Origin of the sequence: Zarconia navalis LEGE 11467, assembly GCF_015207075.1 — a bacterium.
GTDB classification, from domain to species: Bacteria; Cyanobacteriota; Cyanobacteriia; order Cyanobacteriales; family Geitlerinemataceae; genus Zarconia; species Zarconia navalis.
In genome coordinates, this window is record NZ_JADEXN010000073.1 from 1 (window position 1) to 13,289 (window position 13,289).

Sequence of the window (13,289 nt, forward strand, 5' to 3'; positions counted from 1 at the left end):
CCGGGGTTCGTCCAGATGTTATCGACTAAATCCGGGTGATTGTATTCCACACCGGTATCGATGACACCCACCACCGCATCGCTGCTGCCGGTGGTGATGTCCCAGGCTTCTGCTGCATCGATATCGGCATCGGGGGTGCCGCCGGTTTGTCCGGTATTGTTGAGACCCCAATGTTGGTCGAAGTCGGGATCGTCGGGGATGGCCGTGGTTTGAACGATATAGTTGGGTTCGATGTATTCGATCGCCGGGTTGTTGCTGTGGGCGGCGATCGCACTTTCCACATCTCCCCGAATCGACCACAGTTGCACCCCGGACGTATTGGTGGTTTCGAGAACCGATGCCCCTAAACTCGCTTGCAGGGCGTTGATGTCGTTCGATCGCGCGCCGGGTCTGAATTTGACAATAACTCGATCGGGAACGAATTCGGGTTCGCGATTACTTGCGTTTTCTGGGTTGGAAGAACTGCCATCGGGCAATTGATTTTCATTTTCTGCAAATTCTGCAAACTCTCCGGAAATTGATGAATTGCGATTCATTATTCTTGCTATCCCTAGTCATATTTCACTCGGACAACACCTCATGCAATGCGGCAGAAGTTGGTTATCGATGTGTTTGGAGAAGCTTGTTTGATAGAACGCTCCCAACGGATGAATACGTTCGTACAGCAATAGATCTCAAATGCGATCTCGCTTGGCGGCAGAGATTTCAGCTAAAAGCAGCCAAGGCTATCTCAGTCAGTACCTCAATTTGAGATCGGGAGATTTGGTGATGCATTGTCCCTGTCAGTCATTTCTGCCGATCTATCTTCAGTGTGTCTAGTGAAGTTATAGGCAGGCTTTACAAAAAATATGCAGATTCTTTTTGAAGTCTTTACTCTCGAATCTTGACATCCGCACTTAAAAACATTTTAAAAATTTGATGGGATAAGAGAAAACCGAACTCTTTCAATTTTGTGATTGAAACTCAATGATATTATCGCAACTTCTCGGTTTCAAGTCATCAAAATATTAACCCCGACCCACTTCAGAAACTCAACGATTTTTCTGGGGGATTAAAATCGGATTAAAAATTTTGGTTTCGATCGCATCGTGTCCTATAGCATCTCATTTCACCACATCACAGTGCGAGCATCTTGCTTGTTTATCAAGTGCTTGCATCGATCGAGTAGCTCAACTTGCAGGGCGGGTAGTGTTAGCCTCAACACTATTCAAAAGACATCTGCTGCCCGCCATCAGCAACCATCAACCCCAGTAGTTAGGTGGCAGTTCTAGGAATTGCAACCTAACATTTCAATTTCCGCAACTGCCCACCCTACGAGATATTGCCCTTACTCAATTCAGAGAAGAATCCCTATAAAAACTTTTGAATGTATTGCATCAGTTGAGGAGCTTGCATCACTCCTTTAATTCGACTCGCTAACTCACCATCCACAAACAACAGCGTCGTCGGTGAGACTTTTACCTCATATTTCGATGCCAGTTTTGGATAATTTGCCGTATTGATTTTGACAATTTTCAAGCGATCGCCCATTTGAGTTTTCACTTGTTCCAAGATTGGCGATAACATTTGACAGTAACTGCATCCTGTCGTATAAAACGTCACAAGTACCGGGATTTTACTATTTGCAATTAAATCTTCAAAGCTAGAAAAATTCTTCTTAATCGCCATAGTTTTTAAGAGATATCGACAATCTAGACAACCTATCAAAAATCCACGCTCTTATTGTTTCAGCCGAGAACGGTGCTTGCGCAACAAATTTTTAGGTTTATAATCCTTCCGCTTCAAAAAGCGTTGCCTCGTCACATCGTGAATATCCTCAAAGCGATCGGAAACATCCCGCAAAACGACTCCCCCAAGAATGGTAAACTTGCTGATTAAATTGTGTGGCTTCAGGTTGAGTTCGCACGCCGGATCGATTTTCAAGCCATCCTCAATAACACTCTCATCAAGATCTAGATCCAAGCCGAGTTCGGGTATCGAATCCATCATCCACTTCAACGGTGCATCGGAGAGGTATCGGCGGTTTTTAAAGCCACCACCGATACAACTATGATCGCCGGGGAACCAAACTTGCTTGAGTACCTGATTTTCGGCATGTTGGCTTTTTTCCATGGGTGTAACGTCAAATATTTTGCGCGTTTCATCGATAGCCACCGCATGAAGTGCGTGTTGGATGGTTCGATTGAGCTTCGTATCGTGGAAGCGATATTTTTCGTTAATTTTGCGATTGAATTTCATCCAGGGACTGACTTCGGGAATCCCCAAAGACCCCACCGTATCCCAGCAACCGAGCAACGTAATCGGGACGCGCTCTCCGTACATTTTGCGAAATGCGATCGCTTGACTTTCGTTGGGTTTGCAGCCGCGAGCGCGGTACAGTGTATATGCAATGGGAGCTTGGCGAATGTAGTGGCGACCGAGCAGACCGCAGTTGTAAATCATTCCGGCGAGGCTGCGTACCGTATAAGCACCTCGACTGAAGCCGAACAGATAAATCTCGTCTCCGGCTACGTAATTCAGACACAGAAAGCGGTAGGCATCTTCGATATTTTTGTCGATTCCTCGACCGAACGCACCGCCAAACAGTGCATCCAATCGACTACTCGTTCCCACTCCTTCGTCATAATAGACAATCTGAGCGATCCCATCAGAACTAATAGCTTTGACGGATTGAGCTATCTTCACCACATTGGTTGGATAGGGATTGGTTAGCTTTTGCCAGGTTCCATCGCAACAAACAATCAGACGTTTCATGTTGTAGAGCTTTTTGAATTCCCTAAAAACATCTTATTGCTTCGATGCCACCTCAGCTTTAACAAATAAATACCGACTTCGAGAATAACGATCGCAAAAATATCGCTCTATAGCTGATAATTCACTTTAAATGCAGCTTTTGCACCGGGGGGAACGAAATCAGTATCATCTAAACTGATATGTTGGATATTACTAATGCGATCGGCAACGGAATCGGTGACTAAAATTTCCCAGGCTTTTGCCGTATCTTCACCCAATTTACTTGCCGCATTCACTTCGGCTCCGAATACATCTTGCTCGCCAATTGTCAATATTTTTCCGTAACCGATTCCAACGCACAGAAGAATTTTCTCCGCATCTAATCTGTCGCGATTGTATTTTTTTGCCGTCCGTTGCATTTCGATCGCACATTGAACGGCTTTGGTGGGTTGACGGAATAGCATCAACATACTATCCCCTTCCATTTTGATTAAAATGCCATCCCATTTATCAATACAAGGACTGAAAATTCGCTGGGATTCGTAGATAATTTGCAAAAAGTGGATGATGCCAAATTCAGCGACAAAGCGAGAAAAACCCGATAAATCCGTGAACATCACCGCCCATTCTTCACCGAATAAATCCCAAATGCGATCGTCGATCTCGGCTTTGTTGGCACCGGGGTGCAATCGCTCGTCGATCAGTTTGGATAGCCGATCTAAATAACCACTAGGATAAATCCGGGGAATGTATTGAATTGACATAAGTCTATTTTTTCTTTTCGATCGAATAATCTATATTGATTTTAAGTGAAGGGTTGACACAACGCGATAAAACTTTGGCACGGTAGACTCTGCCTGTAGCTATCTAGTTGTCTAAAATTTAATATAAGTGAATCTATTCACGAGCGATCTAATGTTATATTCGTCGTGGATTCTCAGTGGAGAAGCCTTAAAATAATTAACTATATAATTGAATATACATACACTTTATCGAATTTTTGGCTTTTACCGAGCTAAGAAGTAGTTTAAAATAATTTAAATTGCTGACGAATCTAGAGTCGCCAGCAATTGATATTAACCCAACTTAAATTAACTAATTCTCGATCTGAACACCATCCATTTGCATCGAATTCACCGGACAAGCGGGACTCGCATCAATTTCTTCGACTTTACGAACTTTCCGCACGAGAATAATCTCTTCTTCCCGACGAACAATAGTCCGCACGGGCGAAATACAGACAACATCTGTCGCTGGATCGCGAAGATCCCAAATATTATCGGGGATATAGATAGGACTAGAAATTACCTTAGAAACCGGTGTCGTTGGAATTCGATCGGTATGGGTTTCCGGTTGAGGGGGTGTGGGACGAGTTTTTGCTGGAATGGGTGAAATCGAAAGGGTTATTTTACCCTCGTTATCATCCTTGTACGTGTCGAAAAATAATCCGCAGAGTGTCGTTTTGGCTTTGACTTCGATTTCAACGTAATCGTTATATCCATTTAAAGAACACCAAGTTTCTTCGACTTCTACATCGGTATTCTTGGCAATCACTTTTCCACCTTTTGCCCAAAGCAATGCCCAAGGTTCTAGATCGAACTTTTTATCATCGGACCAATAGCTGAACTGACCGTCTCGAATTTTAATACGGTAGATTCCCGGATCGACTTCAATGAAGTTTTTTTTCCATTTTTTGAGATTGTCTAGATAACTTCGATCGAGCAGATAGCGATTTTTCTGACTTTCGACCGTCAGAGTTTGAGAACCGATCGCCAGCTCGATCGAACTGGCGTCGCTGTTGTGTTGATAATCAAAAAATAACGCACAAACCACAACCCGATCGGAAACTTCTAAGGTTAAAGTATCGTCGTAACCATTCAAAGTCGTCCAAGTTGCACCAATTGTTGCCCCCGTATTTTTGTTGGTAAACGTACTGCCATCGACGCCGTACATCCACAACACAACCCAAGGTTCCCCGGTTGTCTGGGAACTGGAAAAGCTATAACGACCGCTGGTAATGCGGATAACATGAGTGCCGCGATCGAGGGTGACCGAAGCGGCTACATTATTTTGCAAATATTCCATTTGGTTGGGATCGATAACATAGCAGTTCTCTTTGGGATCGATCGTTAAAATATCCATCGTTTACCTCCAAGATAATGATTGATAACTGAATGTTTAACGGACTATTTGAGTCGATAACAATTTGAGATAAGGCCAGCCGTTAGATCTTGTTGACAAGTAATAAGTTTAAAGCGCTCGGTAATAAGTTAGATCCGACCTGAAAATTAGAAGATTTAAAAACGGAATTGGGTTGTAGCTTTTCTTCTATACACGAAGAGACTTCTTATCACTTAGTACTTATTACTTATTACTTCTGCCAACGGGGCTGCGGTCACTCACCCTGAGAAACTTGACTGGTATTTACCGGACAAGCAGGACTCGCATCAATTTCTTCGACTTTGCGAACCCGGCGAATCAGCACGATTTCTTCCTCCCGTCGGACCACAGTACGTACTGGCGCTACGCAAACAATATCGGTGGCTGGATTGCGATCGAAACTATCGAAGGTCAAGGCATTGATATAAATCGGGGCAGCAGGTTTGGGCATTGGCTGCGCGGGTTCATCTACCTCATCAACGGTATCGGGTGTGGTATCTGTATGAACCTCTGGAGTCTCATCAACGATATCGGGTGTGGTATCCGCGTCAACTTCCGGTGTCTCATCAATGGCATCAGGCACGGTATCCGTGTGAACCTCCGGTGTCTCATCAATGGCATCAGGCACGGTATCCGTATGAACTTCCGGTGTCTCATCAACGATATCGGGTGTGGTATCCGTGTGAACCTCTGGAGTCTCATCAACGATATCGGGTGTGGTATCCGTACGAACCGGTTCGCCCAGGGTAATCCCCGCCCAACGAGCGATCGGATCGGTCATTGCCACAAACGTTCCTTTACCCGTTTTCGTATCGATGCAAATCAGTTGTCCGTCTTTGCCGAGATTGAAGAAACTACCTGTGACTCCATAGAGAACGTCTTGGATAAATTCCATACTCGCCAGACCCGGAAATCCGACATCACCGATAATGCTGACATCCCCCGTATCGAGGTTGCAAGTCGCCAGCATCTTCTTGCGATCGTATCCAATCAGGCTGATATAGGCATTACCACTCCCATCAAATGCCACCTCACCGCAGTTTCGATCGCGATCTTTGAGGGTGACCACCGCCGTTCCTTTCCCCGTTTCCCGATCGATGGCAATAAGCTGTTTTGCCGACGAAGCATACAGCGTATCGCGCGCGTCACTGTACGCCAAGCCGACCACTGCAAAGCCGATATCGCCGACGACACTCGCATCTCCCGTTGCCGGATTGATGGTTACCAACAGCGTTGTTTTACCGCTATCGGTCAAATCCAGTCCGTAGAGTTGAGAACCGACAAAGGCAATATCGGAAACCTCCGTCACCAATTCACCGACAAACGTGGTTTTCCCCGTCGAGAGATCGAGACCGTATAGCTTGCTGAGTTGACCGTCGGGGCAATCTTGAACGTAGACGGTAGGGGTTTTGGAAACAGGTTCTTCAACTGGTTCGGGGGCTGTGGCGATCGCTCGAGTGCCACAAATCACCCGTTCTAACACCGCGCTAAAACCCTCGATCGCATCCTTGTCGGTAAAGGCTTGTCCCCCGGTTTCCGATGCCATCCGGGCGTATTCCGAAACGAGGCTTTGCCGATGCTTGCTTTTGGACGTACCGAAATAGGTATGCACTGCAACATCGGCCGCTTGAGCTTTGGCGATCGCCACATCGGTCGCTTCGATATCTTCTCGTTCGGTTTTGCTGCCCCCTCCTTCGAGGGCTTCGTCCCCCAGATAAAAAATCGCTCTAGCTGCCCCCTGCCGCCAGTTGAAGAGGGTCGAAAGGTCTTCCACCGCGCGGGCGGCATCTTCTTGCGCCCCCGCATTTTTGACTTCTCCTCGCTTGCGACCCCGCATTTGCGACTCCCAAACGTCGCATTCGCCCACCAAATAATTGCGAATCGTGCGATCGAAGTGGGTTCCTTTCCAAGTGCCTTCAATGCCAAACCACATCACCCGCAAATCGGAAGGACAACTCGATCGGGCCCTTTCTATGGCCGCTTCAGATGCCTGACTTAGGGCGATCGCTTCATCTTTCATCGAGGGGCTGGTGTCGATCGCGATGACGAGATCGACTGCAGGGATGCTACGACTCATATGTTTTCTCCTGTGACTGAAAATAAAAGGGAATTGGGGAAGGGATGTGGGGTGTAGGGTGTATCGATGTCGTGCGAACATCCCGATCGCATCCCCCATCTCCCCATATCCTTTATTTCAAACTTGACAGACGACTACAATCCTTCAGGCTTGCCTGTCGGTTTTCCGTTGACGTTGGTAGTGGTTTTTCGAATCACCCAAAGATGGGAAATTTACTCACACTCAATCCCGGCAAACGATCGATGGATGCGATAACGAGTGCGAACGAACCCGAGGTGCGATCGGTCAACACTGCCGCTGACCGATCGAATCTCTCAAACCCCGGTTTCTTGGGTTTGAGCCGTATAGGTTGCTTCTCCTTCCCCGGTTTGCACCGTTTGCGTGGTATTGACCGGGCAAGCGGGACTCGCATCGACCTCTTCAACTTTGCGAACCCGACGGATCAGAACGATTTCTTCTTCCCGACGAACGACAGTCCGCACAGGAGAAACACAGACGATATCTGTTTGAGGATTGCGATCGAAGCTATCAAAGCTTAGAGAGTCAATATTGATTTGGATGAGTTGGCCCGAACCGGCATGGTTAGAATTTTGGTCGCTCATAATTTTGTTTGAAATTCAATCTCGATCGTTATTATTTCAGCCGCAATCGGCAAACGAAAATACATAAAGTTCATATCTTGACTCGCTCTATCTCCAGTTCGGTTGGCACAAACACATGTTTTTAGTTTTTTGTCAATGTATATAGTTCGTATATTTTTCGCCTTCCAGTCAAAGATCGCATTTTTTCCTATTACCTCGAACGCTAAATTGACCTGAAACGGTTATATTACCCTTTTAAATGATGAAGTTAATTTAAAATACTCCCGATTCTAAAAATGACCGCTGTATCGGTAAAATCGAAAATAAATATCGATCGCTTTTTCTGTTTCCCGATACCAAAAACTTTCCAAGATGCGATCGCTTTCTCCTTTCTCGACTTGCACGTTCGGTCACGTAAAAAGCAATGAATACTCAAGAGATTCTCCAACATTATGCAGCCCGAAAAAGAGACTTTCAAAACCTAAGTTTAAGTCGAGTAAACTTGAGCCATGCCGATCTGCGCGAGTCTGATTTCAGCCATGCCAATCTCAGTAGTGCCGATCTCAGTCATGCTAACTTAAGCGGTGCGCGGTTAATTTGGACGGATTTAAATCGCGCGAATTTATACCAAACCAATTTGACAGGAGTCTATTTACTTCACGGAATGCTATTTTGGACGGACTTGAGAGGTGCGGATTTAACAGAAGCCAACCTCAGTAGCGCCCAACTCCATCATGCAAATTTGGAATCTGCTTCCTTAAGAGATGCCAACCTAACTGAAGTTTTCTTAGAAGAAGCACGTTCGGCAAAAGTTGACTTGAGTCGGGCAAACCTGTTTAAAGCAAAGCTCAAAGGAACGGATTTTACCGGTGCAACTTTTGGGGCAGCCAAACTCAGTCAAAGCAACTGGGAAGGGGCGATTTTAAACGATGCTTCGTTACGAAAGGTCGATTTAGCCGGGGCGCAGTTCCACGAAACCATGTTGAAGGGGGCGGATTTAACCGGGGCAGATTTAGTTGAGGCGGATTTGAGTCACGCCGATTTGAGTCACGCAATTCTCGAAGAAGCATCTTTAGAACTGGGAATTCTCGCGAATGCAGACCTCACCCAGGCGAATCTGAACCATGCCTCGCTATTTAAGGTGAATTTAGAGGGCGCGATCTTAAGCCATGTGAATTTGGCAGCAGCAGATTTACGATATGCCAACTTGAACGATACTCATCTTGAAGGGGTAGACTTCTCCGGTTCCCGCGTCAAAGGGGCGCTCTTTACCGATAGCACGGGGTTGACACCTTCACAAAAACAATGGCTGAAAACCCACGGTGCTTTAAATATTCCCGGCTGAGGAATTCTCGAATCGATCGCTAAAATATTAAGTTAAGTAAAGATTTAGAGAAAAAGACCAATTTTCCGTTTTTGGAAAGACTTAACAAATAAATTCTTTTATTCTAGTAAGAGTTATCACATCAGAGTACCGCGAACACAATATTTTTCCACCGTTGAGTCCGAGAATCGATCTCGCTCTCATTCGCTATCGTCCTGTTTGCCGACAGTCTCGACCTTGCACTTTGATGGAAAAAATATTGTGAATCGAGAGAGCAAAGATTTATTTTCCGGCAAGTTGCCAAGTCTTTCGCTCTAGCAAATGGGTGCATTTTTCCGGTATCCCTTACGGTTTAATCTTATTTTTTAGTGTGTGCGATCGTACTGGTTGCGATCGCATAGCATCGAGTTTTAAAACATCTCTGCAAATTCCCTATATTTAATCTTGAGATGGGGAATATTTTGTCGATAACAGATCCCAGGCTAAAATGTCGATTAAAAATATTGAAGAAGCGATCGAGTCGATCGATCGACTCGTTGCTTGCAAAACAGGCAACTCTTTGAGTTTCATTCAAAAAGTTTTCCTGCGAGAAACGCTATCCGAAATAAAAAAAACCTACGCTCAAATTGCTCAAGAAAACAACTATTCCGAACCGTATATCAAGCAATGGGTGGCTCCGAAACTTTGGAAGCAAATTTCAGATGTTTTGGGAGAAAAAGTAAATAAAACCAATTGTTCGAGTTTACTCGAAACTCATATCGATCGTGGATTGAATTCGATCGGTGTTTTCTGGAAGGATACCCGACTCCAAAATGAGTTAGAATCCCCCGAAGGCAAGGTTCCTCTCGAATCTAAGTTCTACATCGAACGAGAGAAGATCGATCGGGATTGCGATCGACAAATTCTCCAACCGGGCGCTTTGATTCGCATCAAGGGTGGGCGCAAGACCGGAAAAACCTCTCTCGCTTCGCGCATTCTTGCCTGTGGAGAACGTCACAATTACCGCAATGTTTGGTTGAATTTCCATCTAGCCGAAGCAGAAATTCTCACATCCCCCACCAAAGCCATCCGCTGGGTCTGTGCCAACGTCACCCAACAACTCGGCTTAGACTCGAAATTACCAGAATATTGGCATGAAGATATGGGAAATTTGGTTAGCTGCACCCTGTATTTTCAAGAATATCTCTTCAAACAAATCTCCGAACCGATCGTCCTGGCTTTTGACGAAGTCGATCGATTATTCGACTACCCTCAAACAGCTCGCGATTTTTTCGCCCTCTTACGGTCTTGGCACGAGAAAACCAAAGATAGTCCGATTTGGCAAAAACTGCGAGTTCTGGTTCTGTATTCGACGGATTTTTCTCTGTACTCCGTCACCCCCCAATCTCCACTCACCGTCGGGATGGCGATCGATTTGTCCCCCTTCACTCCCACCCAAGTCAGCGAGTTGGCGCGGCGGTACGGACTCGAACTCACCGCAGCCGAACTGAAGAGGTTGGTAGAACTCACTGGAGGACTTCCCTACTTGGTACGAGTCGCTCTCGACAGCAGCGTGCGACAAAACCGATCCCTCACCCCACTCCTCCAAGATGCCGCCACCGATACCGGCATCTTCGCCCGCCACTTGAGCGCTCAACTGTGGAACTTGCAAAAAGACCGCCACGTCGCGGAGGCATTCCAACAAGTCTTACTCACACCCACTCGCCTCGAACCCCATATCGCTGGCGAGCTAAAACGGCTGGGATTGGTGCGCTTGGAAGGAAATCGAGCCACCGTCAGTTGCGAGCTGTACCGGCAGTATTTCGGGTCACTGTGGGGTCGTAAAATTGCCGCACTCGACTCGCGATCGTTGCCATCGTGCAAAGCTGGATAAGGAGCCGGATAAGGTAGCATGGCAAGTTAACCCGTCAAAACCTGGCTTCATGCTCGATCGAACCTCTACCCCCCTGCTGGACATTCTCCGGCAGGTTGCCCAACAAGATTCCGCCCCGTTTTACGTCCCCGGACACAAGAAGGGAAGCGGTGCGCCTCGAGAACTCCTCCGATGGTGGGGAGGAGAAGTCTTCCGCGCCGATTTGACGGAATTGCCTCAACTGGATAATTTAGCAGCTCCCGAAGGGGCGATCGCCGAAGCACAAGCTCTGGCAGCCGAGGTCTTTGGGGCGCGAAGAACTTGGTTTCTCATCAATGGTTCGACGGCGGGTATTCTCGCGGCGATCCTCGCCACCTGCCAAACGGGAGACAAAATCATTTTGCCTCGAACCGCCCATAAATCGGCAATTTCCGGGTTGATTCTCTCCGGGGCGATTCCCATTTTCATCCATCCAACCTACGATCGGGATTGGGATTTGCCTCTGGGAATCTCACCCAATGCCGTCGCCGCCGCCCTCGAAGCCCATCCCGATGCCAAAGCTGTGATGGTGGTATCGCCGACCTATCAAGGGGTTTGTAGCGATATTGCCAGCATCGCCGATGTCACCCGCCAACGGGATATTCCGCTGATTGTGGATGAAGCCCACGGCGCTCATTTTACTTTTCATCCCGACTTGCCAACACCCGCACTGGAAGCTGGGGCAGATGTGGCGATTCAGTCCACTCACAAAGTGTTGGGGGCGCTTACCCAAGCATCGATGTTGCACCTAAAGGGCGATCGCATCGACGATCTGCGGCTCGATCGAGCGCTGCAACTGGTACAATCGAGCAGTCCGAGCTATCTGCTGATGGCTTCGTTAGATGGGGCGCGGCAGCAAATGGCAACGAAGGGACATCTGCTGATGAGTCAGACGCTGCAACTGGCGCGAGAGGCGAGAACTCGGCTGTCTGACATTGCCCCCCTGTCGGTGTTGGAAGTCCCTGTCGCCCAAACTCCGGGATTTTTCGATCTCGATCCCACTCGGCTGATGGTGAAGGTCGATCGGTTGGGAATTAATGGCTACGACGCTGATGAAATTTTAGACGATCGCTTTGGGGTGACGGCGGAGTTAGTAGAGCGCCGGTATCTGGCTTTTGCCATCAGTTTGGGGAATACGGCAACGGATATCGATCGGCTTGTGGAGGGGTTGAGGGCGATCGCGCGGGAGTCTGCACCGTTGCACCTTGACGCTGGGGACGATCTCCTTCTTGAGGTTCCTGGCGAGATTTCCCATCAAGATGCCTTTTCACCACCGGCGATGTCACCCCGCGATGCCTTCTTCGCACCCCTAGAAACGGTGTCTGTTTCGGGCAGTATCGGTCGTTTGAGTGGGGAACTCATCTGTCCCTACCCGCCGGGAATTCCGGTGTTGATGCCGGGGGAAGAGATTACCCCAACCGCGATCGAGGTTTTGCAACGAACCCGAGACTTGGGGGGGACGATAACCGGGTGTTGCGATCGGAATTTGCAAACGATACAAGTGGTATCAACTTAAGATCCGTCCAGTGCGCTCGAAACTCTGCGACAATACTGCGAGTTCGGATTTGATATGAAATGTCAACAGAACCCAGCCGTTCGGGCGATCGAGTTGGCAAACCGCCACTCACAAATTTATCCCTAAAAAACCCGACAGAGATTTATCTTTGGGCGAGTTGACTAAATTCCACGCTTAGCGAAAGGAGAGAAAGGATTACGATCGCCAACTCATGCCTCGATACAATTCTTCGATCGCCACTTCGAGTTCGACGCTAGAAAATAGAATGCGATCGCCTTTCTCGTAAATTTCAGTTTCCCAACCCTCTCCATTTTCATTACGTACCCGACGGCGACACTCCACCCGCATCGTATCTTGGGAAATTAGGACGTATTCTTCTAAGGATTCAAGCTGTTGGTAATCGGCAAACTTTTCGCCTTTATCAAATGTTTCGGTGGAGGGAGATAAGACTTCGGCGATCAATTTAGGATAGCGCTTTACGTAGCGATCGACTTTATCTCGATCGTCGCAGGTAACAAACGCATCGGGATAGTAGAAGAATGCATCGGCGTAGCTGACTTTGACATCACCGGAAAAAAACTGACAGTTTCCATCGCGCAAGTGAAGATTCATCGCCGTTAGCAAGTTAATACTCAGACGGCTGTGGTTATCACTATTCCCCGCCATAGCGTAAACCGAACCATCTCGGTATTCGTGGCGGACGGGACTTTCTCGTTCGAGAAATAGGTACTCTTGGGGGCTAAATCCAGAGGGTGCAAGCATGGGACGGGAGACGATTTCGATATTGTTATTGTATCGATCGAATTGTCAAAATAGTTTTATTGCCTTCTTCGATGCGATCGCAACGTTCGGGAAAGGTTCTTTTAGATAAACTTATAGCGATGTGCAAAAACATTAACCCTACTTGTAACTTGTAGGGGTAGTGCCCCCGTGCCTACCCCGTTAGCCTGTGCGCGTCCCCGTTAACCCGTGCCTACCCCGTTAGTCTGTGCGCGTCCCCGTTAACC

General features: G+C 47.4%; 12 protein-coding genes. 4 read left to right on the top strand and 8 right to left on the bottom strand.

What is annotated here, in order from left to right:
• Positions 1–536: S8 family serine peptidase (locus tag IQ235_RS05850; protein WP_405196647.1), on the bottom strand; the 536-nt coding region annotated here is incomplete at its 3' end.
• 142 nt (positions 537–678) lie between these two features.
• Between IQ235_RS05850 and IQ235_RS05855 the strand changes: the two genes are divergently transcribed.
• Positions 679–819: a hypothetical protein gene (locus tag IQ235_RS05855; protein WP_264320558.1), complete on the top strand. Its 141-nt coding sequence runs from the start codon at positions 679–681 to the stop codon at positions 817–819.
• 531 nt (positions 820–1,350) lie between these two features.
• Here the strand turns inward: IQ235_RS05855 and IQ235_RS05860 are convergent.
• The 6 genes from IQ235_RS05860 to IQ235_RS05885 all read right to left on the bottom strand — a co-directional run bounded on the left by IQ235_RS05860 (position 1,351) and on the right by IQ235_RS05885 (position 7,572).
• Complete coding sequence (locus IQ235_RS05860) at positions 1,351–1,668, bottom strand: thioredoxin family protein (protein WP_264320559.1); 318 nt, start codon at positions 1,666–1,668, stop codon at positions 1,351–1,353.
• A 51-nt stretch (positions 1,669–1,719) separates the two neighbouring features.
• Positions 1,720–2,754: a T6SS phospholipase effector Tle1-like catalytic domain-containing protein gene (locus IQ235_RS05865; RefSeq protein ID WP_264320560.1), complete on the bottom strand. Its 1,035-nt coding sequence runs from the start codon at positions 2,752–2,754 to the stop codon at positions 1,720–1,722.
• A 107-nt stretch (positions 2,755–2,861) separates the two neighbouring features.
• The gene (locus IQ235_RS05870; RefSeq protein ID WP_264320561.1) at positions 2,862–3,497 is read right to left on the bottom strand and encodes an adenylate/guanylate cyclase domain-containing protein; all 636 of its coding nucleotides are present in this window, start codon (positions 3,495–3,497) and stop codon (positions 2,862–2,864) included.
• A 331-nt stretch (positions 3,498–3,828) separates the two neighbouring features.
• Positions 3,829–4,875: a hypothetical protein gene (locus IQ235_RS05875; RefSeq protein WP_264320562.1), complete on the bottom strand. Its 1,047-nt coding sequence runs from the start codon at positions 4,873–4,875 to the stop codon at positions 3,829–3,831.
• A 253-nt stretch (positions 4,876–5,128) separates the two neighbouring features.
• Entirely contained in the window at positions 5,129–6,970 is a 1,842-nt protein-coding gene (locus IQ235_RS05880) for a class III extradiol ring-cleavage dioxygenase family protein (protein WP_264320563.1), read from the bottom strand.
• A 314-nt stretch (positions 6,971–7,284) separates the two neighbouring features.
• The gene (locus IQ235_RS05885) at positions 7,285–7,572 is read right to left on the bottom strand and encodes a hypothetical protein (RefSeq protein ID WP_264320564.1); all 288 of its coding nucleotides are present in this window, start codon (positions 7,570–7,572) and stop codon (positions 7,285–7,287) included.
• A 403-nt stretch (positions 7,573–7,975) separates the two neighbouring features.
• Between IQ235_RS05885 and IQ235_RS05890 the strand changes: the two genes are divergently transcribed.
• The 3 genes from IQ235_RS05890 (at position 7,976) to IQ235_RS05900 (ending at position 12,282) form a co-directional block, all read left to right on the top strand.
• Positions 7,976–8,896, top strand: a complete 921-nt coding sequence (locus IQ235_RS05890) for a pentapeptide repeat-containing protein (RefSeq protein WP_264320565.1) — start codon at positions 7,976–7,978, stop codon at positions 8,894–8,896.
• Positions 8,897–9,362: 466 nt separating this feature from the next.
• A complete protein-coding gene (locus IQ235_RS05895) occupies positions 9,363–10,748 on the top strand; it encodes an AAA-like domain-containing protein (RefSeq protein ID WP_264320566.1) in 1,386 nt (461 codons plus the stop codon).
• Positions 10,749–10,797: 49 nt separating this feature from the next.
• Positions 10,798–12,282: an aminotransferase class I/II-fold pyridoxal phosphate-dependent enzyme gene (locus IQ235_RS05900; protein WP_264320567.1), complete on the top strand. Its 1,485-nt coding sequence runs from the start codon at positions 10,798–10,800 to the stop codon at positions 12,280–12,282.
• 195 nt (positions 12,283–12,477) lie between these two features.
• Here IQ235_RS05900 and IQ235_RS05905 read toward each other — a convergent pair whose 3' ends face one another.
• Positions 12,478–13,044: a Uma2 family endonuclease gene (locus IQ235_RS05905; protein WP_264320568.1), complete on the bottom strand. Its 567-nt coding sequence runs from the start codon at positions 13,042–13,044 to the stop codon at positions 12,478–12,480.
• Positions 13,045–13,289: the final 245 nt, after the last annotated feature.

Bases quoted from the DNA above. Each gene is read 5' to 3' on its own strand.
- IQ235_RS05855 (WP_264320558.1), top strand. From the start codon at position 679: ATGCGATCTCGCTTGGCGGCAGAGATTTCAGCTAAAAGCAGCCAAGGC.
- IQ235_RS05860 (WP_264320559.1), bottom strand. From the start codon at position 1,668: ATGGCGATTAAGAAGAATTTTTCTAGCTTTGAAGATTTAATTGCAAAT.
- IQ235_RS05865 (WP_264320560.1), bottom strand. From the start codon at position 2,754: ATGAAACGTCTGATTGTTTGTTGCGATGGAACCTGGCAAAAGCTAACC.
- IQ235_RS05870 (WP_264320561.1), bottom strand. From the start codon at position 3,497: ATGTCAATTCAATACATTCCCCGGATTTATCCTAGTGGTTATTTAGAT.
- IQ235_RS05875 (WP_264320562.1), bottom strand. From the start codon at position 4,875: ATGGATATTTTAACGATCGATCCCAAAGAGAACTGCTATGTTATCGAT.
- IQ235_RS05880 (WP_264320563.1), bottom strand. From the start codon at position 6,970: ATGAGTCGTAGCATCCCTGCAGTCGATCTCGTCATCGCGATCGACACC.
- IQ235_RS05885 (WP_264320564.1), bottom strand. From the start codon at position 7,572: ATGAGCGACCAAAATTCTAACCATGCCGGTTCGGGCCAACTCATCCAA.
- IQ235_RS05890 (WP_264320565.1), top strand. From the start codon at position 7,976: ATGAATACTCAAGAGATTCTCCAACATTATGCAGCCCGAAAAAGAGAC.
- IQ235_RS05895 (WP_264320566.1), top strand. From the start codon at position 9,363: ATGTCGATTAAAAATATTGAAGAAGCGATCGAGTCGATCGATCGACTC.
- IQ235_RS05900 (WP_264320567.1), top strand. From the start codon at position 10,798: ATGCTCGATCGAACCTCTACCCCCCTGCTGGACATTCTCCGGCAGGTT.
- IQ235_RS05905 (WP_264320568.1), bottom strand. From the start codon at position 13,044: ATGCTTGCACCCTCTGGATTTAGCCCCCAAGAGTACCTATTTCTCGAA.